Raw genomic sequence first — 23,542 nt, 5'->3', positions numbered from 1 at the left:
AACCGAACGGAGAATAATGGTTAAAATAGAAATTGACAAACACTTGGCAAAAATCGCCGGCACTGTTGATAAAAACACAATTACTGAAATTTATTATCTGTTAAAAGTAAAAAATATGATAATAGATTTAAGCAAAGTAAAATCTATAGATTACGAAGGAGCCCTGTTTTTAGCCGAACTTTCAAAAAACAACACTCTTACAAACATAAACCAAAACATTAAACCGCTGTATGAATTCGTTTTACAGAATATAAAAAATCTAAATATTATTGAAGACAACAGAACCCTTTTATTTTATGCCCGTGAGTATATAAAAGAAATCGCTGTTTCGATGAAAGAAAACGGTATTAATTTTTTACTGTTCTTTGGAGAATTTATCTATTTTTTACTTTTTCTTATTACACATCCGTGGAAATTCAGATTCAAAGAAACGGCTGCCGTTATCGTTAAAGCCGGAGCGAAGGCACTGCCTATCGTCGGACTTACTTCTTTTTTGGTGGGCGTCGTAATGGCTTATCAGGGGGCAATAGAGCTGTCTAAATTCGGAGCGAATATTTACATTGTAGATATGCTTGATATTTCGATTTTCAGAGAGCTGGCGCCGCTGATTGCCGCTATCGTAGTAGCCGGAAGGAGCGCATCCGCATTCAGCGCCGAAATAGGAGTCATGAAACTTACAGAAGAAATCGACGCAATGAAAACACTGGGATTTGAGCCTTTCTGGTTTTTGGTAATTCCAAGAGTGTCCGCCATGATTATAGCAATGCCTTTGATAGTGTTTTTTGCCGATATAATAGGAGTGTTTGGAGGCATGCTGATATCAAATCTTACATTAGACGTAAGTTTTGACATGTTTTTAAACAGAACCCGGGACGTATTATCAATAACCCAAGTATTAATAGGACTCGGAAAAGCGCCTTTATTCGGTATAGTTATAGCCCTTATAGGAACATACAGAGGCTTTCAGGTAAAAGATTCCACTCAGGATATAGGAAAATACACAACCAAAAGCGTGGTAAACGCAATATTCTGGGTAATTGCGATTGATGCGGTTATTTCAATATTATTATCAAAGTTCGGAATATGAAAGAAATAATAAAAGTAAGAAACCTGACAACAAAATTCGGCGACAAAACCGTACACGACAATATAGACATTACAGTATACGAAGGTGAAATATACGGTATTTTAGGCGCCAGCGGAAGCGGTAAAAGCACTCTTTTAAGGGAAATTATACTGCTTGAGCACAGTTTCAAAGGTTTAATAGAAATAATGGGCAAAGACATAACAAAACTCTCTTTAGAAGAAGAAATAGAACTGAAAAAAAAATGGGGCGTTTTGTTTCAGTTCGGAGCTCTTTTTTCTTCACTGAACGTACTTGAAAATATAAGTGTCGTTTTGGAAGAATACACCGAATTGCCAAAAGATTTTATAACGATAACCGCCTTGTCAAAACTAAAGCTTACCGGTTTAAAAGAAGAAACAGCCCATTTAATGCCTAAAAATCTAAGCGGCGGAATGATAAAAAGGGCGGCTCTTGCCAGGGCACTGGCTCTTGATCCGGAAATGCTGTTTTTGGACGAGCCCACAAGCGGTCTTGATCCGGTAAGCGCCAGAGAGTTCGACAGACTGCTTCTGGAGCTGCATTCGTTTTTTAATCAAACCGTGGTAATGGTTACACACGATCCTCAGACAATCGCCCACGTACTGCAGAGATTCTGTATACTGATAGACAAAAAAGTGGTTTTTGAAGGAACATTCGAAGAAGCGGTTAAATCGCAAAACAGAAAAGTTCAGAAATTTATGAAACCGATACTAATGGAGATAGAATGAACAGAAAAGTAAACTATATTATATTGGCCGTTTTTACCATACTGCTTTCAGCCGGACTGATATATTTTATATACTGGCTTGGCAGATACAGTTCTAACAACAAACCGAAAAGTTACTATCAGGCGATTTTTCACGAATCCGTTTCAGGACTTAACATAGCCTCACCTGTTAAATACATGGGTGTCAATATCGGAAGCGTTACAAAAATAACCCTTAATCCAAATGAGCCTAATTCGGTAATAGTAACGTTTGGAGTCGATAAAAACATACCCCTTAGAAAAAACTGCTACGCGGTATTGGAGCTTGAAGGAATAACGGGACTAAAATATATAGAAATAGAAGGCGGAAGTAAAAACTCTCCAGTTTTACACACTTCAAAAAACAACCCGGCAAAAATTCAAACCATTCCTTCATTTAAAGCAAAACTTTTTGAAGCTCTTTCAAAAACAACAGACAAATTAAACACTCTTTTAGATAATTTAAACACGATCCTAAACCCTAAAAAAGCTTCTCATCTGCAAAATACGCTGATTCATTTAGAAAATATCTCGGCATATATAGACAAAAACAAATATCTTTTAAAGCAAAGCGTAAATAATTTCAATAACCTTCAAAAAAATCTTAATAGTTCGGTAATCCAAATCCAACATGATTTCCATAAATTAACTCAAAAAACCGTTTCGGCAGAAAACAATTTAACGGCGAATATTTCAAAACTCAATTCCAGCTTTATTAATCTGTCAAAAAATACTAATGAGCTTATTACAGAGCTTAAAAACAAAGCCGCCGAAGGACAGTTTAATTTTAAAGACGCTTTAATACAAAGCTTCAAACCGATTGACAATACCAGCAAAGAACTGCAAAAAGCAACGATAAAACTAGAAAATATGATTAACGAACTGGAAAACTCTCCAAGCGATATAATATTCAAAAAAGCGACTACGCCGAAAGGACCCGGAGAATGAAAAAACTGATTTTTTTAATTCCTTTTATATTTTTAGGATGCGCAACCAGACAGGTTATTACCAACTACACAATCAGCTCATATAAAATACAGGCAAAAAACACCCAAAAAACCTTATCGCTGCAAATAAACTCCGTGCCGATTTTACAAACAAGGAAAATTTTCTGGCAAAAAAACTATTCAAAAAACCCGTACCTTTATTCACAGTGGATAGACGATTTCGACAATTTAATCAAAATCAGCGTATATAACGCGCTTTTTAATTCAGGTAAATTCAAAAACGTCTATTTCAATAAAAAAGCGGATATAAATCTCAAACTTTACATTACCAACGCCGTACATGTTGTAAGCAAAAACAAATCTTATGTAATTTTGGATATAAAAGCTTACGTTAACAGCAAATCAAAAGATTTTTATTATAAAATTCCATGTAAAAAAAATGCAAAAAGCGCAGTAGAAGCGTTTAACAGTGCGGTTAAATTGTTTGAAAAAGACCTCATAAACTGGCTGTAGTCTTTTTCCGTCAAATTGCCGCTGTTTTAACTATTCTAATATTATTGTAATAATTTTGTGATAAAATAAGGAAAAAAAGGACAATACAAATGAGAAGTGACGAAGTAAAAAAAGGATGGCACAGGGCCCCTCACAGAAGTTTATTCAGAGCTACAGGACTTAAAGACGAAGATTTCGACAAACCGTTTATCGGTGTTGCAAACTCGTTTATAGAAATTATTCCGGGACACTTTTTTTTAAATAAATATGCCGAAATCGTAAAAGACGAAATCAGAAAAAACGGTTGCGTTCCGTTCGAATTTAACACTATCGGAGTTGACGACGGTATCGCTATGGGACATGACGGAATGCTTTATTCGCTTCCTAGCCGTGAAATTATCGCAAACTCCATCGAAACAGTTATGAACGCCCACAAACTTGACGCGCTTATCTGTATCCCGAACTGTGACAAAATTACTCCGGGTATGGTTATGGGTGCGCTTAGAGTCAATGTACCTACTGTATTTGTAACAGGCGGACCTATGAGAGCCGGACATTTATCAGACGGAACGCCTGTGGATCTGGCTACGGTATTTGAAGGATTGGGTAAATTCGAAAAAGGAGAGCTCAGCGAAGAAAAACTTTATGAACTCGAATGCGTAGCATGTCCGGGAGGAGGAAGCTGTTCGGGTATGTTTACGGCTAACTCCATGAATACCCTTATTGAAGCTATGGGTATAGCTCTTAAAGGCAACGGAACTGTTTTAGCCCTTACGCCTGAAAGGGAAGAGCTTTTAAGAAAAGCCGCCAGAAGAATATGCGAATTGGCTAAAAACGAAGAGCTTGGAGAACAGTATAAAATAAGAAATATCATAAACGAAAAAGCCATTCACAACGCATTTGTAGTGGATATGGCAATGGGAGGAAGCACAAATACCGTTTTACATACTATTGCAATAGCTAAAGAAGCGGGAGTTGATTTTGACCTGCACAAACTTAACGAAATTGCAAAACACACTTCACACATTGCGAAAATTTCCCCTTCACTTCAAACTGTTCATATGGAAGACATCCATAAAGCGGGCGGAATGAGCGCCGTTATGAAAGAAATAAGCAAAAGAAGCGACACAATCCTTTATCTCGACAACCCGGTAATAGAAGGCGGAACGGTAGAAGAAAGAATTAAGGATGCAAAAGTATTAGATACAAGCATCATCCACCCTATAGAAAAACCTTACAGCAAAGTCGGAGGACTTGCTATTTTATTCGGTAACCTTGCAGAAGAAGGCTGTGTAGTAAAAACAGCCGGTATTACGGGTGAAAAAAAATTCAGAGGAAAGGCCGTATGCTTTAATTCCCAGCAAGAAGCAATTGACGGCATTACTTCAGGAAAAATAAAAGAAGGCGATGTAGTGGTAATCAGGTACGAAGGTCCTAAGGGCGGTCCAGGAATGCAGGAAATGCTGGCACCTACAAGCCTGATTATGGGTATGGGACTCGGAGACAAAGTGGCGCTTATTACAGACGGAAGATTCAGCGGCGCTACAAGAGGTTTAAGCATAGGACACGTTTCCCCTGAAGCAGCAGAAGGCGGAATGATAGGTCTTCTTAAAGACGGAGATATTATTGAAATAGATGTTGATAATTTCTCAATAAATGTCGATTTGTCACCTGAAGAAATCGAAAAAAGAAAAAAAGAGTTTACTCCTATCAAAAAAGAAGTACCAGGCAGATGGCTTAAACAATACAGAATGCTAGTAACTAACGCAAGCAACGGTGCAATATTAAAAGCCGAATAATTTCTCCTCCTTTTGAGGACTAAAGGTAACTATTGAGATTTAAAATATATATTTCAATTTTTGTTATGTGCTGCATCGTAATCGGCATTTCCGTTTATTATACTAATCAAAGTACAAAAATTTTAATTGAAGAAAAAGCAAAAGAAGTTTTTAAAACCAGAACAAAAGAATATAAAGTAATATTAAATGATAAAAAAAATTTTCTTAATTCCTTTGCAAAATTTTTGAGTACTTCTAAACCGGTTATTGAAGCTTATCTTGAAAACAACAGAACAAAACTGATAAATTTCGTAATGCCTTTATATAAAAACCTTCATGCTTCAGGATTATTAGAAGAGATTCATTTTTTTAAAAGACCAGCTATAAGCTTCGTTAATTTCGCAAATTTAAAAGCTTATAATATTGACGTAAGCAAAGCCAGAGGAGATATTGTTTGGATCAATACTTCGTTTACCCCTTCTACGCATTTTTACGTATGCAGACTCTATCCAGGATTTAGAGCCACTTATCCTATAATTTATAAAGACAGACTGCTAGGAAGCTTATCGTTTGGCATTCATATTAATACTTTTGCAAAACTGTTCAGACAGCTAGGCGTAAAAGATATTAGCATATATTTAAATAATAACATTTTAAAAAATTCCCTTACAACAAAAAAATATATTTTTTTTAAAAATCTGCCTTCTTATAAAAACTGGAAAATCATGGGAAATATTTACAGTATAAAACTTATCCCAGGTTATGAAATAAAAAACGGCTACGTATTCACTAAAATCAAAATAAATGATTTTTTTAATCATACAATGGCATATTTAATTATAAAAGACGATATTTCTACAAGTATAAACGTATTAAAAATAAGAACTTTAAATAAACTCGCTTTAGAAATATTCAGTTATTTATTTATATTTATAGTAATATTTATTTTATTCAAATGGCTTTTTGACAAATTAAACGAAATGAACTATATTTTATCTCTAATTAAAAATCAAAATTTTAATCAAATTCCAAAAAAAACAGTCCCAAAAGACGAATTAGATAAATATAAAAACAATCTAATAGATATGGCAAACGATATAAAAACTTATATTTCTCTTTTGACTCAAAAAGTTGAAAAATATTCAAACAAAGCATATAAAGACGGCTTGACTGATATATTCAACAGAAGATTTTTAGAAGAAAAAGGAAATGAACTGTTTTTAAAATATAAACTTTCAAAATCTCAAGTCGGTATTATAATGCTGGATATAGACAACTTCAAAAAAATAAACGACACTTACGGTCATGATATAGGAGATTTGGTTTTAATAACACTTGCACAAAAAATCAAAAAACTTATAAGAAAAGAAGATGTTTTTATACGATACGGAGGAGAAGAGTTTATTTTAATTTTACCTAATTCAAATATACACAATACATATAAAATTGCAGAAAAAATAAGACAGGAAATAGAAAAAACCTTTATTGATATAGGCGAAAAACATCTTGAGTTTACAATCAGCCTGGGAATAAGCGAAATACATCCGGATGACGAATCAATATACGATGCGATTAAAAGAGCAGATATCAATCTATACAAAGCAAAGAGAAACGGTAAAAACAGAGTCGAGTTTTAATAATCAGTTCTTATTGTATCTGATTTTCAAAAAAAGAATGTTTTTTATATAATTTCTACAAAAAGAGCTTATATGAAACAACTGATAAATTCGGCTTTAAAAACTACCGTTTTAATTATTAAACTTGTTATACCTTTTTATTTACTCGCAGATATACTTATCTATTTCGGCATCTTGCAAAAAATTTCTTTTATATTTGAGCCGATAACATCTATTATGGGATTAAACCCGGAAGTGTCGTTATCCATTGCCGCCGGAGTTTTATTTAATCTATATGCGGCAATCGCTTTCGCTGCCCCTCTTGGACTCACACCGTATGAATGGACAATTTTAGGACTGTTTTTAGGAATTGCACATGCCCTTCCCGTAGAAAATACCATTATGAAAAAATTAAGCATGCCTCACTGGTATTCAACTGTTCTTAGAATAAGCATGGGTATATTGGCTGTTCTAATCTTAAGAGTTCTTCCGATACACATTGAAGGTAAAACCCTGCAAAAAGAGATAAGCCTGCCTCATTACAGCTCATTTTGGGACATGATAGGCACATCATTATATAATGCTTCTATTTTAGCTTTAAAAATTATTATTTTAATTACGATAATCATTTTTATAATGCATTTTATTAAAACAAAAATTTTTAAAAATAAAAATCTCAGCGCGTCCTTTTCCGTTATTACAGGAATAATTCTAGGAATAACATACGGTGCAGGTATACTTATTGCCGAAAAAGACAAATTAACAAAAAAAGAGCTTTTATTCGTAGGGACATTTCTTATGATTGCCCACTCTTTAATCGAAGACCCTCTGCTTTTTGTACTTTTTGGAGCAAATTTCTGGGTCTTAGTCGGAATAAGACTATTACTTGCAATGATTTTTTCCTATCTTATTGTTAAACTTTATTCTTCCTCCTCCACTTCAACAGCCTGATACGTATAAATTGTCGGATGATACATCAAACAGTCCCCCGGTAATCCCGCTTTCATACAAAGATGTGCAAAAAACAGCTCAAACGCCGGCAGTTCTTCCCATACACTCGGAAGGAATGTTGCCTGATGATTCGCGAGCTGTAAGATTACCCCGTCAACTCCGGGGCGTATTTTTCTCATCAGATCTTCTTTATCCTCATATTCAAGTTTTTCAGGAATTGTAAGTACGCTTACTTCTATTTTAACCTTTTCAAACTCTTCAGGAGTCAGAGGAGAAAATCTCGGATCTTCAAAAGCCGCAGCTTTAGCATTTACCACAACATCATCAATTAATGGTCTGTACGGTAGGATTGAGCCGATACATCCTCTAAGATTACTCCCTCTTGGTTTGTCTTTCATTTTAAGCGTAACAAAACACGCTCTCTTTTCTGCTAAAAAAGGATATTTTTTTATCCATTCTTCTTTGTCTATAAGCTTTTTTCCCTCAAATTCTTCTAAAATTGACATTCTCGCAAGTTTCAATAATACTCTTAAATCTTCCATTTTCCCCTCCTTATATTTTATATATTATATCATATTTCTTTAGTCAATTTAACTAAACTATTTGCTCAGTTGCGCTTTTTCCTCAAGTTTATAAAGCCATATAAATACATCTACCACTGCTTGATACATTTTAGGAGGTATCTCCTCTCCCACCTCAACATTCAAAAGCATATCAGCAAGCGTTTCGTTTTGAAAAAGAGGCACGTCGTATATTTTTGCCTTCTCAATAATTTTCCTCGCAAGCTCTCCTTTGCCTTTTGCAATTACTTTCGGAGCATTTTGTTCATAAGCCTTATATTTTAACGCTACGGCTTTATTGGTATTTGTAGATTTTTTCATATACTGGGCCTTTTTTCGTAAGTGTAGATTTATAAAGATACACTTCAAGAGGTACTTCAAACTCAATGTTTTCCCATTGTTGCAGTTCGTCCCAAAACTTTTTGTCTTTAATGTTTTTTATTCTGCAAAGCGTTATGTGAGATTTAAAAGGCTTGTCGTTCGTTAAGCCAAACTTTTCATTAATCTGTCTGTTTATATCATCGTCAATATCGGCTTTTAAATACAGCACCCGATCGCCAAAAGTTCCTATTCCTTTAACTTTTAACTTTTCATTTTTAATTTTTAATTTTGTTTTATATTTCTCAGGCTCATCATCACCTATAAATTTATGGGTCAAATGTAAATTCCACCCTTCAACCCACTTACCCTCAACATATTTTGAAAGGGAATTTTTAACAGCCCCGTATATCGGGAACTGCACAGGTGTAGCTATAAAAAGTCTCATTTTAAAAACTTTGAAACAATACTGAACAGTACACTTAAAACAATACTTATAATGATTGAAGACGTTATAGGAAAATAAAATTTAAAATTTCCTTTGTCTATTACGATATCACCCGGAAGTCTAAAAAGAGGAAAACCTTTAAACAGATACAAAATAACGCCTATTAAAATAAAAATCAGACCTATAAATATAAAAATTTTCGCCATTTTTTTCCTTTTTTAAACTTATTGCCTTCTTCCTTTACCCTGTATCCTTCAACCTTTTTTTAATTATATCAAATTAGCTATAATTTCATTAAAAAAGGACCATTATGCCTATGACAATAACCGAAAAGATTTTTGCAGAGCACATAGGCCGCGAGGTTAAACCCGGTGAAATTATTATGTGCGATGTGGATATGACTATCGGAAACGATATTACAACACCTATTTCAATCAGAGCTTTTAATGAAAGCGGTGCCGAAAAACTTGCAAAACCTGATAATTTTGCAATCGTTTTAGACCACTTTATCCCGCCAAAAGATATTGCAAGCGCAAATCAGGCTAAAATCAACAGGGATTTTGCATATAAACACGATCTTAAAAACTTTTTTGACGAAAAAGATATGGGAATCGAGCATAGATTACTACCTGAAAAAGGTCTTGTAATTCCGGGAGACGTTATTATCGGTGCGGATTCTCATACATGTACACACGGGGCTTTAGGAGCATTTTCTACGGGTATGGGTTCTACCGATATCGCATTTTGCATGATTACAGGTAAAAGCTGGTTTAAAATTCCCGAAAGCATCAAAGTTGTATTTAAAGGCGAAAGACAGCAGCACGTATACGGAAAAGATCTGATTTTAGAACTTATCAGAAGAATCGGCGTTGACGGAGCATTATACAAAGCTCTTGAATTCACGGGAGAAGTTATTGAAAACCTTCCGATGGATGACAGAATGAGCCTTTGTAACATGGCTATTGAAGCGGGAGCTAAAAACGGAATTGTCGCATACGACAAAATCACTGAAGCGTTTTTAGAAGAAGTTAAAAAATACAATCCTTTAAGAAGCGAGCCTAAAATCCATTATTCAGATCCTGGCGCAAACTATTCTCAGGTAATTGAAATAGACGTAAACAAACTCGAACCTCTTGTAGCGTATCCTTTCCTTCCAAGCAACGGCAAACCAATCAGCCAGGCTGTAAAAGACGATATCGAAATAGACCAGGTATATATCGGAAGCTGTACAAACGGTACACTCAGCGATCTTAGAATCGCCGCTGAAATACTTAAAGGCAAAAGAGTTCACAGAAGAGTAAGACTAATCGTTACTCCTGCAACTCAGAGAATTTACAAACAGGCTGAACACGAAGGAATCCTTGATATCTTAATCGACGCCGGTGCAGTTGTGGCAAACCCTACATGCGGTGCCTGCCTTGGCGGATATATGGGTATTCTCGGTGACGGAGAAAGAGCCGTAGCCACTACAAACAGAAACTTCAGAGGAAGAATGGGAAGCAGAAGCAGCGAAGTATACCTAAGTAACTCCGCAGTTGCGGCTGCAAGTGCGATTACAGGTAAAATAGCCGATCCTAGAGAAATTTAATTTCTCTTTTTATATTCTTTTATACTAATTCCTCTATCCGTTTCTTCAATATCAAATTTAATATATCTTGAGTTTTTCCATTTTTTTAAATCAGCAATATTTATTTTAAAATATTCAGCTATCTCTTCATCTGTAACTTCAGGAATCGGTTTTCTTCTGTGTAAATTACCATAAGTTATCTTATTATACAGTGCCCAAGATATAAAAATAACTCCAAACGCAAAAATAGTAAAACTGTTTTTTATTAAAAATTTTACAATTTCCTCATATACATCCATGTTAAAAACATCTTCGCTAAATACATGAATCTCAAACAAAAGCCATAATATCAAAGCAAATAGCGGCCTGAATATATAAATTAAAAAAGCCCAGAATAAAAAAGTAATTATTTTATCCCTTGCTTTAGTAGTTTTATTTAAAAATTCAGGATTTTCTATAATAATTTTATCTGTATTCAACATTTTAATCTCCTATACCTCTGTCCGGACTGTCCCACACTGCCCTTTTGCCTTTTTCTTTAAACATAGCTTTTATAAATCCGACTGTTGTCGTAAATACATTTATTATCCAAAAGGCAAAAGGATACCAGATTATCCAATAATAATACCTGCCTACACCCTTTTCATATTTTGAATCGATAAAAAGACTTATAGCAAACTGCAATAAAAAAGTAATTCCTAAAAAAGTACCGTAAATTGACGGAACTAAAGTAGGCACTTTCATGCCTTCGGGCATGTCTATAAAATGACCTAATATCCATATAATTAATGTAAAAATTGCAGAATATGCCCATACTAAACTTAAAAAATATTCCGCATAAATTCCCCACATTCTTCTGCTTTTGTAATCAAATATATTTTTAAAATATTTTTTCAATACCTCAGCTCCTCCCTGGGCCCATCTCAGTCTTTGTTTCCAAAGCCCCTTCATTGTTTCCGGAACCAGCATCCAGCAGATTGCATTCGGTTCATATCTTATATTCCAGTGATTAAGTTCTAATCTCCAGCTGATATCAATATCGTCAGTTACCATATCCGTATGCCAGTAGCCTATTTTATGGATTGCCGATTTCCTGAATGCAGCTATCACTCCAGACACGGTAAATACTCTTCCGTAAATTCTCTGTGCTCTTTTTATCATACCTACAATTGCCGAAAATTCTCCTATCTGTATCTTTCCAAGAAGAGAAGATCTGTTTCTAATCCTCGGATTACCTGTAACGGCTCCCACTCTGGGCCCGTTTAAAAAATGTGACATCATCCATGTAATGGCATTCGGGTCTAATATAGCATCACCGTCGATACATATCAGATATTCTCCGTTTGAAATCATTGCCGCAGAATTTAATCCTATGGCTTTACCTTGGTTTTTTGCAAATTCGATAACTCTTATATTTTTATGTTTACTTTGTATATCTTTTAATATTTTTCCGGTGTTGTCACTGCTGCCGTCATTCACGGCTATAATTTCAAAATTCGGATAATTGGTTTTTAAAAGATAATCAATAGTTTCTTGTATATGATTTTCTTCATTGTAACAAGGCACTAAAATACTTACCAACGGATATTTGTCCAGTTTTGGAGGACTGTCAGGATCTGTACCTCTTTCCCAGTGAAAATAATAATACACAGCCCCTATCATCCATATGTAAGCCATAAAAAGAGGATAATAATAAGAATAGTTTATAAGCTGTTCTATTATTTTTATAAAAAAATCTGATGTAAACATATTATTTCCTCTCAAACGGATAATGCTGCAGCGACATTACCGAATAAATCGTTCTGAATTTCGGCTGGTTTTGTAAAAAATCATCCGGATAATAACCGTAGTTTAATATACCGTTTATCTGCAACAGTTCCATTTGACTGGCTAAAGTTTTTGATTTTATCATTCTGTTTTCTTTCCAGTTCCTGCTTTGTAGTTCAAAGACGGATTTTTTCACTCCGTCTTTATATTTTTTTACGTTTTTGATTAATTTCAAAAGCCACTGATCTGCATTTTTGGCGTTTTCCATATATGGCATCGCCATTACTGCCGTATAATCATAACTGTTTAAAAATTTTTGAAAATTTTGTGCAAACCAGGCTTCGCTTTCAGGATGCATTATCAGCCTTGCATAAATATTTCTTGCAGTTTTCACCTCTGGTCTGTATATCTGCACTTCTTTTTTCAACTCCATGGTAAATGCTATCAGTGAATCGGTTTTAAAATCCGTCCATTTTTTAAACAACAGTTTATTCTGTCTTATTTTTGCTATTGAATCAGGAAAACCGTTTTTCATATAAACTTTCAAAGCGGCACTGCTTGCATCTTCATAATCCGTAAAAAATCCGTCATCATGAAACAAAATACCGTTAAACGAGGTGTATTTTGCCAAATCTTCATATATTCCCTTAATTATCTTCCTTGAATCGATGTCAAATATTGAAAGTCTCTTATAATATTTTTTATTTATAAAACTTTTTTTCGTTACGGGATCATAACTTTTTACATAAACACCTTTATTCCCCAAATCAAAACCGCTTACAGGCAGCCAGGCATAAACATTAACACCGCATCTTGTTCTTAACTGCCAGGCAACCCTGTTAAAAAGATCCGCTCTTACAGGCATATATCTGTTTGGAAAATAAAGGGCATTGGCCACACCGTCTCCGTCAGGATCGGCAAAAGCCTGAAGATATACCGTAGTAATTTTATAAGCTTTAATCCTGTCTAAAAGCCTGCCTAAATTTTTTTCCTGCTGAACCGGATCGGGATCGTATATATAATCCAAATCCACATGCACAACCCTCTGGATTTTCTTTGCATCAGGCTTATATATTCTCCACACAATATCGTTTAATTTATCTGTAGAAAAAATCAGCATTCTTCTTAATCTGTCTAAATCATTTAACGTATTAGAACCGTCATTTAGCGTAAAAGCTATATTCATTCCCAATTTTTTAGCTATATTTAAGGCTATTTCATTATATTCTCCAAACGGCCATACGATTACTCTTGGTCTTTTTCCTATTTTTTCGTATATCAGTTCGCTGTTTTTTTCCAAATCCTTTTTTATTCTTTCTTTATAATGCGCATCACTTTCATATGTTTTAGTTTTAGGATAATATATCCTGCTAGTTACCGCCGGCTCTTTATTCCCTTGTGGATTTGCTAACACTCCGTAATGCAGATTATAAGTATGGGAAGCTATTTCCACAAGTCCGGAATCGCTCATTTCTTTTATCTCTTTCCAACTCAAAAGAAGACTTCTTTTTTTTAATTTGTTTCCGTATAAAAACTTTTCACCTTTTTTAGCTTCAAGCCATTTACCTACAACACCCAAAACTGCAGGATAGTTATACGCTTTCAAAATTGGATACACTCTGGTGTAGAAACTTTGATAAGCATCGTCAAACGTTAATAAAATTGCTTTTTTAGGAAGTTTTTTAATTCCTTTTTTTGCGGCTATCAAATCATCAATACTTACAGGGCGATACCCGTGAGCGCTAAGCCAGTTTAACTGCTGTAAAAATTTAGCCGTGGAAATAGTCATAATATCAGGATCTCTGGGATTATCTTCTACATTATGATAACAAAGAACCATAAATTTATCTCCCGCATAAAGACTGACAATATAAATCAAAATAATCAATATCTTTTTAAACATTTAAAATCTCCTATCAAGGGAAAAATAAAAAGATGTGTCATACTCTATATCCCCGTAATAATTTTTACTTCTGGTAATTCCGTATATTAAATTAAAGCTATCTCCTATATCCCATCTATGTTCGTATCTGATCGCCCATACCGAATGAGAGGAATAATTTTCAATCCAATAATTCCCTATACTGATTCCTAAAACATGTGAAAAAGCGTTTGAGTATCTTCTGTAAAGATGCCAAATATTTTCAAAATCAACGCCTATATATCTGTCTCTTTCCGGATTAAAATATACAGCGTCCTGTTTTGTATTTGAAGATATAGCGTATGAAAAAGTCGTATTCAGTTTATAATAAGGACCGGTAACCAGTCGTTCATAGTGAGACAAACTTATACTTCTTCTTATATTGGAATCGTTAAAATCCATTTTTTCAAATTCAATATCCGTCTGTCTGCTTTCACTGCTTCTATAAGTTAACACAACATCAAATCTATTGGCATAAATATTATTTTTTAAAGCTCTTAAAGGTGTGTTTTGAGCATAACTTTCATATTTGCCGAATAGTATCCATTTATCAGTAAAAAAATATTTACCGTCTATAAACCAGCTGTTTTTGTTTACGTTTTTATTTTTCACGATACCGATATTAGAAGTTAAATTGCTTTTTTTGTATTCTAAGGCCAGTCCGAGTCTTTTATATATTTCTTTACCCTCTTCCACTGTTCCTTTTGAATAATATCCCAAAAGGTAAACTCTGTAGTTGTAATTTATAGGTTTAGAATATAATTTTGTTTCAACATGATAATAATTCTTACCATAATTTATACCGTTGCTCGCCCCGAAAACAGCTTCAACTGTCAATTCATATCTGTTTTTATATATATCAAAAAGTTTTTTTGCTCTTTGAACCTGCAGATCTTCCGGATATTTTTTATATAAGCCGTTAATTATTTTTTCACTTTTTCTAAATTTTTGAATATCCAGCAGCGCAAGGGCTTTTATTAAATTTGCGCTTTTGTTTTTTGGATTATAAGTAATTGCAAAATCACACTTTTTTATAGCTTTCCTTCCCCATCCCCTGTCTTTATAAACACTCGCCAATGTTGCTCTAAGGTCTACATTAGCAGGCGCAATACTGCACATTTTTTCAAATCTTTTCTGGGCTTCATTCATATAATCCGCAAAATATCTTGCAAGAGCCGCCGCAGTGGCACTGTCAACTTTATTAGGATTTTCAAATTTTCCTTTAATCCATACAGGCTGATTCGCATTAACTTTATCAATCCATTTAATTGCTTTATTTAATTTAAACATTTCCACATAACAGTAAAAAACCCCTAATTTACTTTCAAAATCTTTAGGATGTTTTTTTAATGCCTCCGTATAACATTTTAAAGCTTGTTCAGGTTTTTTATTGTATAAATAAGCATCCGCTACAGCACTTAACGTATAATAGGGAATATTTATATTTTCTTTTTTTAGTTTTTTATATTCTTTAATCACTTCTTTCATATAATATCTGTCCCTGAGTGCAACAATTTTGTCAAACCTGGCTTTTAAAATATTAAAATTTTCATTTTTCATTTTAGTTTTTGAATTTGAAATTAAACTGTCGAGTTTTTTCAGAGCTTCATCAGTTTCTTTAAACCTGTTTTTATTATCAGGCAGATTCATTTCACCCCATCTTATTTTGAAAGCAATCTTATCTTTTTTCAACCTATAGATATAATTTTTATTAAATATTTTTGGATTTTTTTCCATATATCTGTACGCCAAATAAGGCAGCCCCAACCTGTCCAGCATTCTTACAAGACCCCTTAAAGCATCATTACATTTTGGATTTAATTCAAGCGCTTTTTGATAATTAACAAAAGAATCATAATATCTGCTTTCATTTTCTAAAATATATCCTTTTAAAAAATAGTAATAATAATTGCTTTTAATCCCGTTTAAATAATATGCGGCGGTTTTAGGTGTTTTATTATCTACCAATGATAAAATCAGTCCGTATTTACAGTTTATGTTTTTACTGTTTTGAATTAAACACAGCTGATAAAAATAAACAGCCTTTTTATATTGTCCGCTGTTTCTCCATATTTTGGCAATATATTCAAAATTTTTATCTGAAAAATTTTGATTATCTATAATTACCGCTTCTGCTTTTATAAAGATAAAGCATAAACTTAGTAATAAAACTATTTTTTTCATAAGTTAGAACCTTTTTAATTATATATTAAGGTCTATTTAATATATATTTAATACATTCTAACACATTTATATTTTTTTTACCATGACAAAAAAGCTCATAATCCGATAATTATGACAAATAAGAAGAAAAGAAGGAAAGTTATTTTTGAAGTTGAATTTTTACAGGCCCCAAATGCATTGCGTTAGTTACTAATCCTCCGCTTTTAATCCATGCTTTGATTCCGCCTTTTAAAACATATACGTTTTTGAAATCATACCATTTATACAGTGTTGCTGCCGCCAATAAAGCCCTGTGTCCTGTTCTGCACACAAATACGTATGTTTTATTAGGCTTTAATTTTCCTTTTTTAACGCCTGCGTATAATACTCCTCTTGGCAAGTTTATAGTTTCAATATAATCAATCTGTCCCGCATTCCACTCGGCAGGTTCTCTTACATCCACTATTTCAAAATTTTTATTGTTTTTCATCCACTTTTTAAGTGTTTTTACCGTAATAAAATGATTTCCTACAACTTTAACAGCTTCAGCTTTTTGAGCTTTTACTCCGTTTAAAGGATTATATGCAAATAATACACCTACACTTAATAATCCTGCCAATAATAATTTTTTCATTCTTTTTCCTTTTTTTGAAAATAATAACCAAATAATAAGCTTACTGCATTGACAACGGTCAATATTAGATAAAATTATAAAAACTATAAAGGTATCTAATGGACTATTTGATTCCGGAATGGGAAAAACAGGAATTTATCCAGCTGGTATTCCCGCATAAAAACACCGACTGGGCGTGTTGTTTGGAAGAGGCGATAAACACATTTACCGAAATAGCCTATGCAATCGCGCAGTATGAAAAAGTTCTTATCTGTTATGAAGACGAAAATACTGTTTCATATTTAAAACATAAAAATTTTATTTTTAAAAAAGTAAAAAACAACGATACCTGGGCAAGAGACTTTGGGGCTATAAGTGTAAAAACCGATAATGAAGTTAAACTTCTGGATTTCAAATTCAACGGATGGGGATTAAAATTTCCGGCAAATTTTGACAATCAGATATCCCGGCAAATTTTCAATATTCACAAAAGCTACAATTTTGTACTTGAAGGCGGAAGCATAGACACAAACGGTAAAACATTACTAACTACGTCACAGTGTCTTTTAGAACCGAACAGAAATTATCCGTTATCAAAAGAAGAAATAGAAACCTTTTTAAAAAAAGAACTTTTTGTAAATGAAATTATCTGGCTAAACCACGGTTTTTTGGAAGGAGATGATACCGATTCGCATATAGACACCCTGGCAAGATTTGCGAATGAAAACACTATTCTTTACTGCAAATGTGAAGATAAAAACGATATTCATTATGTAGAACTTACAAAAATGGAAAAAGAGCTTAAAAAAACCGGCTTTAACCTAATTCCTCTACCGCTTCCCGAGCCTAAAATATGGGACAATCACCGACTGCCTGCAACTTACGCCAACTTTTTAATAATAAACAATGCGGTTTTACTGCCAGTATATGAAGACAAAAACGACAAATATGTTTACGATATATTTTGCGAAATATTTCCACAGAGGGAAATCCTCCCTATAAACGCAAACACACTTATAAAACAGCACGGCTCAATCCACTGTATTACAAAAGAATATTTTCATTCAATCTAATTTTTTTACAAATATTAAAAACCGTACATAAACTTGACAAAAAGATCTCCTTGTATTATAATCGTTTCTTGATAAAAACTTAAAATAAATTTCTCCGAGCCTGTCTGACCTACGGCAACCGCTATGGGCAGCAGGCCGATAGGGTATAAGTGGAAACGCTTATGCCTCCCGAATTGGAAAGGAGGTCTCATGCTTCATAAATTACTTCTTAACAGCTCGTAAATAATCATTCCGCCTGTATATATTTCATTTATTACCGTTGTTATTAATTATTTATTTCAAAAAAAGGATTTAATCATGATTGAATGTGATATTTGCGAGCTAAAATGTAAAATCAAAGAAAACAAAACCGGTGCATGCAAAAAATATATAAATGTTGAAGGAAAGCTGCTGGAACGTTTCAAAAATCATTATCTTTTTACGTTTCCTATTTCCATAGAAACCCAGCCGATGCTTCATTTCTATCCAAATCACAAGTTTTTACAAATCAGCACAATCGGCTGTAACTTTAAATGTAAAGGCTGCATTTCCGAAGTGCTGATTTCAAATTTAGAAAGTGTAAACAAAACCCTAAAACAGTTCTGCGCAGAAGAAATCATACAAAGAGCAAAAAAAGAAAACTGTAAAGGCATATCTTTTGGGATAAACGACCCGATTGTGTCTTTTTTCAGTTTTAAAGAACTTGCAAAAAAAGCAAAAGAAAATGGATTATTAATCGGTTTTTCAAGCAATCTGTACTTTACGGAAAAAAGACTTTCGGAATTAATTCCATACATTGATTTCGTAAATGTGGGCGTTAAAGGATTTAGCGATAAAATCTATAAACAGATATGCAAAGTCCCTTCATCCTCACCCGTATTCAGAAACATCAAACTGCTTCACAAACACGGCGTTCATATCGAAGTTTCCATTCCTTTCGTAAAAGGTGAAAATGAAGAGGTGATAAACACCGCGAAATTTCTTTCTGAAATATCTCCTGAAATTCCTATCCAGATTATGAGATTTATTCCGTTCGGCGAAGCGGATATAGAACTTGAACCCACTATTAAAGAAGCAGAACTTTTAGTGGAAGAAATCAAAAAATATTTAAATCATGTGTATCTGTTTAATTCTCCGGGAACAGAATATTTAAATACCGCTACGGAAGATTTAGAAATAAAAAGAGATTTTTACGGGCCTATGGGTTCTCACATAAAAGATTTCACCATCAAAAAAACTCCCCTCTCATCAATTACCGGACACATAAATGAAAAAGAATATATTGAAAGCGGATTTTTCGGAGGATACAGAATCACAAGGGCAATCGAACTGATTATAGGTATCTTAAATGCTCTCGGAATTTATAATCCCGCCGAAATCAACGACATACTTTCAAAAGTACTAAAAGACAAAAGTTTTATGCTCAGATTTCACGAAAAGATAGATAACAAAGGCGGCGCTTCTTTGTATGAATATCTGGATATTTTAGACGAACTCTCAAATCTTTCAAAAAAACACTCAAAAGCAATGCAAATAAAACAATATATAACCGACAGACTGAAAACAATAGAAGAAAAAAGAAAATTGATAAAAAACAAAAAAACTTTTTATTACTGTATGGGATATCCTCTTTTTGCGCTTAATTCCAAAAGAATAGAATGTCTGTGCGCGGAATTTATAGGATGTGAAAACGGAAATTTAAATTTCACTAAAAAAGGAAAACCGGGATTTTCAATCAGCAGGGAAGAATTAAACGGTTTAAACCCCGATATTGTTTTTATTTCAGGATTCATTTCCATTCCCGAAAGTGACTTTTTAAACTATGTAAAAAATAAGAAAATTACAAATCTGACAGATAAAAAAATATGCAAAATCCCTATCGGCTGGGACTTTTCCTCTCTTAACTGGATACTCGGCACAATGTATATGGCCAACAGCGCATATCCTGAAATTTACGATTTTGATATAGAAAAAGAAAAACAGACTTTCTATGAAATAGTATATGATTCAAACTCACAGCCTCAAAACCACTCGTTTTACAATAAGTTTTTAAAAGGAGAAAGCAATGAAAATTATAAACATACTGATAATGTCGTTAACTCTGCTTTTAGCGTCTGATAAATATATAATTGTTAAAAACTTCGACCATACCGTAAAAATTAAAAAACCGGTAAAAAAATGCGTAGTTATTTTTCCTCAGGCGCTTCCGTTTTTTTATATGCTAAAAGCCCAGAAATTAATTGCAGGCTATCCGGGGTTCGGCACACACAAAACTCCGTATTATTCCGGAAATTTAATTCTTAAAATTGACCCGGATTTTAAAAAAAGAGTAGCAGACGTGGGATATCCTAAAATGATTAATATAGAAGAGATAATAAAATTAAATCCTGATTTTGCCGTAAACGTAATGTTTGCGAAAATCACAAATAAAGAGTTAAAAAAATTTAATATACCTGTGTTAAAAACAACATTCGGTTTTGGAAATCTTAAACAGTTCATCGAAAGTGTAAAAGTCATAGGAATTGCAACCGGACATACTAAAAACGCCCAAAAGTTTATAAATTATTATCTACATACCGTAAATTTTGTAAAAAACAGAGTTAAAAACTCTGATAAACCGAAAGTTTTATATTTAAGCTACGAAGGTCCGAAAGGCAACAGACTGACTTCCGGAGGAAAATTTGATACTTATATAAACGATATCATTACCACAGCCGGAGGAATTGACGTATCAAAAAACGTTCCCGGATTTTTCGGACAGATATCCGATGAGGATATATTAAAATGGAATCCGGATTATATTATTTTAGCTCCCGGCGTATCCGCAAAAACTTTATATAACAATTCTAAACTCAAATATGTAAACGCTGTTAAAAACCACCGAATATATACAATTCCTTATGACGGCAAAACCAAATATTCAAACTGGTTTGCGCCTCAGGAGTCCTCTTTGGGTATTTTATGGCTGGCCAAAATTCTTCATCCCCATTCGTTTAAAAACCTGAATCTTATAAAACAGGCGCAGTTATATTATAAAAAATTCTGGGGACTTGATTTAAAAGAAATTACGCTCAAAGGAAGCAGTCTGTGAAACAAAAAACACTTCTTTTAGGGCTGACGGCTTTTTTACTGGTGTTTATAATATCGCTATGCTCCGGGGTATACTATATACCTCCCGAAAAAGTCTTTCTTACCTTAATAGGAGCAGACAGCAACCATATATACCAGACTGTTATTTTGCAAATAAGACTACCGAGAATAATTATGGATATTCTTGTAGGTGCCGGCCTTTCCGCCGCAGGAGCGTCATACCAGGCTTTGTTTAAAAATCCTCTTGTTTCTCCCGATATTCTGGGAGTGGCTTCGGGAGCCGCTTTCGGAGCTGCGCTTGCCATACTTTTGAATCTTAACTTATATTATATTCAGATTTTCGCCTTTTTATTTGGAATACTGTCCGTAATACTGACTCTTTTACTTGCAAAAAAAGGAAAAGAAATACCAATCCTCGGACTGATTATTTCAGGTATAGTAATAGGAGCTTTTTTTACTTCTTTAATAGGAATAATAAAGTATCTCGCAGACACTCAAAACCAGCTGCCTCAAATAGTTTTCTGGATGCTTGGAAGTTTTGCCAACGTAGGATGGAACAATTTAAGCACAATGCTGGTTATACTCTTTTGCATATTGTTTTTATATATGTTTCGATGGCAGTTAAATATCGCATCTTTAACAGAAGAAGAGGCAAAATCACTCGGAAGCAATACATTGATTATGAAAATTATTATTATTTCATTATCCACATTGGTAACATCGGCAAGTGTTAGTATTGTCGGTATAATAGGATGGATAGGCCTTATATCGCCTCATATCAGCAGATTTATTACAGGCGCTGATAATACAAAAGTAATCCCCGCAAGTATGCTTTTCGGAAGTATATTCCTTATGATATCGGATGATTTTGCAAGAAGTCTTACTTCCGGCGAACTTCCCATAGGAATACTGACATCTTTAATCGGAGCGCCTATATTTGCGTATATATACAGAAAAATTTACAGGACGGTATCATGATGAATATAATAGAGGTTAAAAACCTAAACTTTTCATACGGAAAAGAAAAAATCCTAAACGATATATCTTTTAATATAAAACAAGGTGACATTACAGCCTTGTTAGGCCCTAACGGAAGCGGCAAATCAACCCTTCTGCGCTGTATAAACAATCTGCTCGAAGAATATAACGGCAAAATATATATAGAAGGCAAAAACATAAAAAAATTAAAAAGAACCGAGATAGCAAAAAAAATCGCATTTCTTCCACAGGAATCAAATTTTTATTTTCCTTTTTCAGTAACGGATATGGTTATAATGGGTAGAAATCCGCACATAAGATTTCTTAATAAACCATCAAAAAAAGACAAAGAAATAGCACATAACGCACTAAAATTTCTGAAAATAGAGCATTTGGCAAATAAAGATTATTCGCTTTTAAGCGGAGGTCAGAAAAAAATGGTTCTGATTGCCAGGGCGATAGCACAAAATGCAAAGATTTTACTGTTAGACGAACCTACTAATCATTTGGATTTCAAAAATCAGTATATGATACTTGAAAAAATATATGAAATTTCACAAGCAAAAAATATAACATGTATAATCACATTTCACAATCCCAATCTAGCATACAAATACAGCACAAAATCTCTTCTTATTAATCAAGGCAATCTAATAAAACAAGGCAATACAAAAGAAATATTAAACGAAGATATTTTAAATGATCTATATAAGCATAAAATAAGAAAAATAAAATTGGAAAACGAAGCATTCTTTACGATATAGAAAAATATAAGAAAAGTGAGATGGTTAATGGTTAATGGTCATTAGTAATAGTTATTTGTATATTATAGATATAAAGTTAGTAAAATTATTAATTTTTGAGTTAAAAAGTTTGAAAAGTTAATATTTAAATGTATATGTAGTCAGAAAAATCAGCCAGAAATATTAAAAGCATATTAAAAATGTAAAACTGTAAATGTTATAACATAAATGATTACTAGTTATTGGAATATTTGTGTATTAGTTATTAGAGACAAAATGTTTTAAGATTTTAAAAAGTAAGAGATCAGCATAGGACATCTAATAGTTTTAAGTATATATATTATATTTTTCAGTTATGTATTTAAAATTTAAAATCAACATTTAACATTATTTAACAATTATTTTTACTCTTTTTCTCTCAAATATTCATTATCAAGCATTAACGATTAAAGATGAAGTATTTTTGATGGTATCAGTAAGGTGCCAGACCCATATATAGGTTATTAAAAAGAGTTGATGAATAGGCAGCTTTTGGACTTACAGTATATACTATAAATCCTAGCGGGGACCTACTTTCCCACACCTGAAAGGTGCAGTATCATCAGCGCTGTAGGGCTTAACTGCCAGGTTCGGAATGGAACTGGGTGTTTCCCCTACGCTTTTCCCACTAGGATTGATACTATATACT

Annotated in this window: 22 protein-coding genes, 1 rRNA gene and 1 riboswitch; of the genes, 13 read left to right on the top strand and 10 right to left on the bottom strand. The window is 33.5% G+C overall.

Annotation, left to right across the window (positions count from 1 at the left end):
- The first annotated feature begins 16 nt into the window (after positions 1 to 16).
- From ACZ5EP_RS08110 to ACZ5EP_RS08080, 7 genes are all read left to right on the top strand, one after another.
- On the top strand, positions 17 to 1,087 hold the full coding sequence (locus ACZ5EP_RS08110) for an MlaE family ABC transporter permease (RefSeq protein WP_464508709.1): 1,071 nt from the start codon (positions 17 to 19) through the stop codon (positions 1,085 to 1,087).
- Positions 1,084 to 1,833 carry an ABC transporter ATP-binding protein gene (locus tag ACZ5EP_RS08105; protein ID WP_464508708.1) on the top strand — a complete coding sequence of 250 codons (750 nt, stop codon included), beginning with the start codon at positions 1,084 to 1,086 and terminating at the stop codon, positions 1,831 to 1,833. Before ACZ5EP_RS08110 ends, ACZ5EP_RS08105 begins: the two co-directional genes overlap by 4 nt.
- Positions 1,830 to 2,798 (top strand): MlaD family protein, encoded by a 969-nt coding sequence (locus tag ACZ5EP_RS08100; protein WP_464508707.1) that lies wholly within the window; start codon positions 1,830 to 1,832, stop codon positions 2,796 to 2,798. Before ACZ5EP_RS08105 ends, ACZ5EP_RS08100 begins: the two co-directional genes overlap by 4 nt.
- Positions 2,795 to 3,310 (top strand): hypothetical protein, encoded by a 516-nt coding sequence (locus tag ACZ5EP_RS08095; protein ID WP_464508706.1) that lies wholly within the window; start codon positions 2,795 to 2,797, stop codon positions 3,308 to 3,310. Before ACZ5EP_RS08100 ends, ACZ5EP_RS08095 begins: the two co-directional genes overlap by 4 nt.
- A gap of 89 nt (positions 3,311 to 3,399) precedes the next feature.
- Positions 3,400 to 5,088 (top strand): dihydroxy-acid dehydratase, encoded by a 1,689-nt coding sequence (gene ilvD / locus ACZ5EP_RS08090; protein ID WP_464508705.1) that lies wholly within the window; start codon positions 3,400 to 3,402, stop codon positions 5,086 to 5,088.
- Between the two features lie 32 nt (positions 5,089 to 5,120).
- On the top strand, positions 5,121 to 6,704 hold the full coding sequence (locus ACZ5EP_RS08085) for a GGDEF domain-containing protein (protein WP_464508703.1): 1,584 nt from the start codon (positions 5,121 to 5,123) through the stop codon (positions 6,702 to 6,704).
- A 72-nt stretch (positions 6,705 to 6,776) separates the two neighbouring features.
- Positions 6,777 to 7,634: a nucleoside recognition protein gene (locus ACZ5EP_RS08080; protein WP_464508702.1), complete on the top strand. Its 858-nt coding sequence runs from the start codon at positions 6,777 to 6,779 to the stop codon at positions 7,632 to 7,634.
- Here the strand turns inward: ACZ5EP_RS08080 and amrA are convergent.
- From amrA to ACZ5EP_RS08060, 4 genes are read right to left on the bottom strand one after another with little or no spacing between them, the layout of a single operon-like run.
- Positions 7,604 to 8,176 carry an AmmeMemoRadiSam system protein A gene (gene amrA, locus ACZ5EP_RS08075; RefSeq protein ID WP_464508701.1) on the bottom strand — a complete coding sequence of 191 codons (573 nt, stop codon included), beginning with the start codon at positions 8,174 to 8,176 and terminating at the stop codon, positions 7,604 to 7,606. The two genes, ACZ5EP_RS08080 and amrA, sit on opposite strands and share 31 nt — an antisense overlap.
- A gap of 57 nt (positions 8,177 to 8,233) precedes the next feature.
- Positions 8,234 to 8,515, bottom strand: a complete 282-nt coding sequence (locus tag ACZ5EP_RS08070) for an EscU/YscU/HrcU family type III secretion system export apparatus switch protein (RefSeq protein WP_464508700.1) — start codon at positions 8,513 to 8,515, stop codon at positions 8,234 to 8,236.
- Positions 8,490 to 8,960, bottom strand: a complete 471-nt coding sequence (gene thpR / locus ACZ5EP_RS08065; protein ID WP_464508699.1) for an RNA 2',3'-cyclic phosphodiesterase — start codon at positions 8,958 to 8,960, stop codon at positions 8,490 to 8,492. Before thpR ends, ACZ5EP_RS08070 begins: the two co-directional genes overlap by 26 nt.
- A complete protein-coding gene (locus tag ACZ5EP_RS08060) occupies positions 8,957 to 9,166 on the bottom strand; it encodes a DUF2905 domain-containing protein (protein ID WP_464508698.1) in 210 nt (69 codons plus the stop codon). Before ACZ5EP_RS08060 ends, thpR begins: the two co-directional genes overlap by 4 nt.
- Before the next feature lie 104 nt (positions 9,167 to 9,270).
- On the opposite strand from ACZ5EP_RS08060, the gene leuC reads away from it, so the two are divergent.
- Positions 9,271 to 10,548, top strand: a complete 1,278-nt coding sequence (leuC, locus tag ACZ5EP_RS08055; protein WP_464508697.1) for a 3-isopropylmalate dehydratase large subunit — start codon at positions 9,271 to 9,273, stop codon at positions 10,546 to 10,548.
- On the opposite strand, the gene pgaD is transcribed toward leuC, so the two are convergent.
- The 5 genes from pgaD to ACZ5EP_RS08030 all read right to left on the bottom strand — a co-directional run bounded on the left by pgaD (position 10,545) and on the right by ACZ5EP_RS08030 (position 17,012).
- On the bottom strand, positions 10,545 to 11,009 hold the full coding sequence (gene pgaD / locus ACZ5EP_RS08050; protein WP_464508696.1) for a poly-beta-1,6-N-acetyl-D-glucosamine biosynthesis protein PgaD: 465 nt from the start codon (positions 11,007 to 11,009) through the stop codon (positions 10,545 to 10,547). The genes leuC and pgaD overlap by 4 nt on opposite strands.
- Before the next feature lies 1 nt (position 11,010).
- Positions 11,011 to 12,276, bottom strand: a complete 1,266-nt coding sequence (gene pgaC / locus ACZ5EP_RS08045) for a poly-beta-1,6-N-acetyl-D-glucosamine synthase (RefSeq protein ID WP_464508695.1) — start codon at positions 12,274 to 12,276, stop codon at positions 11,011 to 11,013.
- A gap of 1 nt (position 12,277) precedes the next feature.
- Complete coding sequence (gene pgaB, locus ACZ5EP_RS08040; RefSeq protein WP_464508694.1) at positions 12,278 to 14,197, bottom strand: poly-beta-1,6-N-acetyl-D-glucosamine N-deacetylase PgaB; 1,920 nt, start codon at positions 14,195 to 14,197, stop codon at positions 12,278 to 12,280.
- The gene (gene pgaA, locus ACZ5EP_RS08035) at positions 14,198 to 16,399 is read right to left on the bottom strand and encodes a poly-beta-1,6 N-acetyl-D-glucosamine export porin PgaA (protein ID WP_464508693.1); all 2,202 of its coding nucleotides are present in this window, start codon (positions 16,397 to 16,399) and stop codon (positions 14,198 to 14,200) included.
- A 139-nt stretch (positions 16,400 to 16,538) separates the two neighbouring features.
- The gene (locus tag ACZ5EP_RS08030) at positions 16,539 to 17,012 is read right to left on the bottom strand and encodes a rhodanese-like domain-containing protein (protein WP_464508692.1); all 474 of its coding nucleotides are present in this window, start codon (positions 17,010 to 17,012) and stop codon (positions 16,539 to 16,541) included.
- Positions 17,013 to 17,110: 98 nt separating this feature from the next.
- On the opposite strand from ACZ5EP_RS08030, the gene ACZ5EP_RS08025 reads away from it, so the two are divergent.
- The 5 genes from ACZ5EP_RS08025 to ACZ5EP_RS08005 all read left to right on the top strand — a co-directional run bounded on the left by ACZ5EP_RS08025 (position 17,111) and on the right by ACZ5EP_RS08005 (position 22,875).
- Positions 17,111 to 18,064 carry an agmatine deiminase family protein gene (locus ACZ5EP_RS08025; protein WP_464508691.1) on the top strand — a complete coding sequence of 318 codons (954 nt, stop codon included), beginning with the start codon at positions 17,111 to 17,113 and terminating at the stop codon, positions 18,062 to 18,064.
- 80 nt (positions 18,065 to 18,144) lie between these two features.
- A riboswitch (molybdenum cofactor riboswitch) is annotated at positions 18,145 to 18,265 on the top strand.
- Positions 18,266 to 18,361: 96 nt separating this feature from the next.
- Positions 18,362 to 20,161, top strand: a complete 1,800-nt coding sequence (locus ACZ5EP_RS08020) for a radical SAM protein (protein WP_464508690.1) — start codon at positions 18,362 to 18,364, stop codon at positions 20,159 to 20,161.
- Positions 20,109 to 21,134 carry an ABC transporter substrate-binding protein gene (locus ACZ5EP_RS08015; protein ID WP_464508689.1) on the top strand — a complete coding sequence of 342 codons (1,026 nt, stop codon included), beginning with the start codon at positions 20,109 to 20,111 and terminating at the stop codon, positions 21,132 to 21,134. The genes ACZ5EP_RS08020 and ACZ5EP_RS08015 overlap by 53 nt, the downstream gene beginning before the upstream one ends.
- Positions 21,131 to 22,111, top strand: coding sequence for a FecCD family ABC transporter permease (locus tag ACZ5EP_RS08010; protein ID WP_464508688.1), 981 nt, complete (start codon positions 21,131 to 21,133; stop codon positions 22,109 to 22,111). The genes ACZ5EP_RS08015 and ACZ5EP_RS08010 overlap by 4 nt, the downstream gene beginning before the upstream one ends.
- Positions 22,111 to 22,875 (top strand): ABC transporter ATP-binding protein, encoded by a 765-nt coding sequence (locus ACZ5EP_RS08005; protein ID WP_464508687.1) that lies wholly within the window; start codon positions 22,111 to 22,113, stop codon positions 22,873 to 22,875. Before ACZ5EP_RS08010 ends, ACZ5EP_RS08005 begins: the two co-directional genes overlap by 1 nt.
- Positions 22,876 to 23,410: 535 nt before the next feature.
- On the opposite strand, the gene rrf is transcribed toward ACZ5EP_RS08005, so the two are convergent.
- Positions 23,411 to 23,526, bottom strand: a 5S ribosomal RNA gene (rrf, locus tag ACZ5EP_RS08000).
- Positions 23,527 to 23,542: the final 16 nt, after the last annotated feature.

This window comes from Nautilia abyssi (assembly GCF_055388085.1).
Note: the sequence above shows the minus strand (reverse complement) of the source record. Positions and strands in the feature narration are given on the sequence as shown.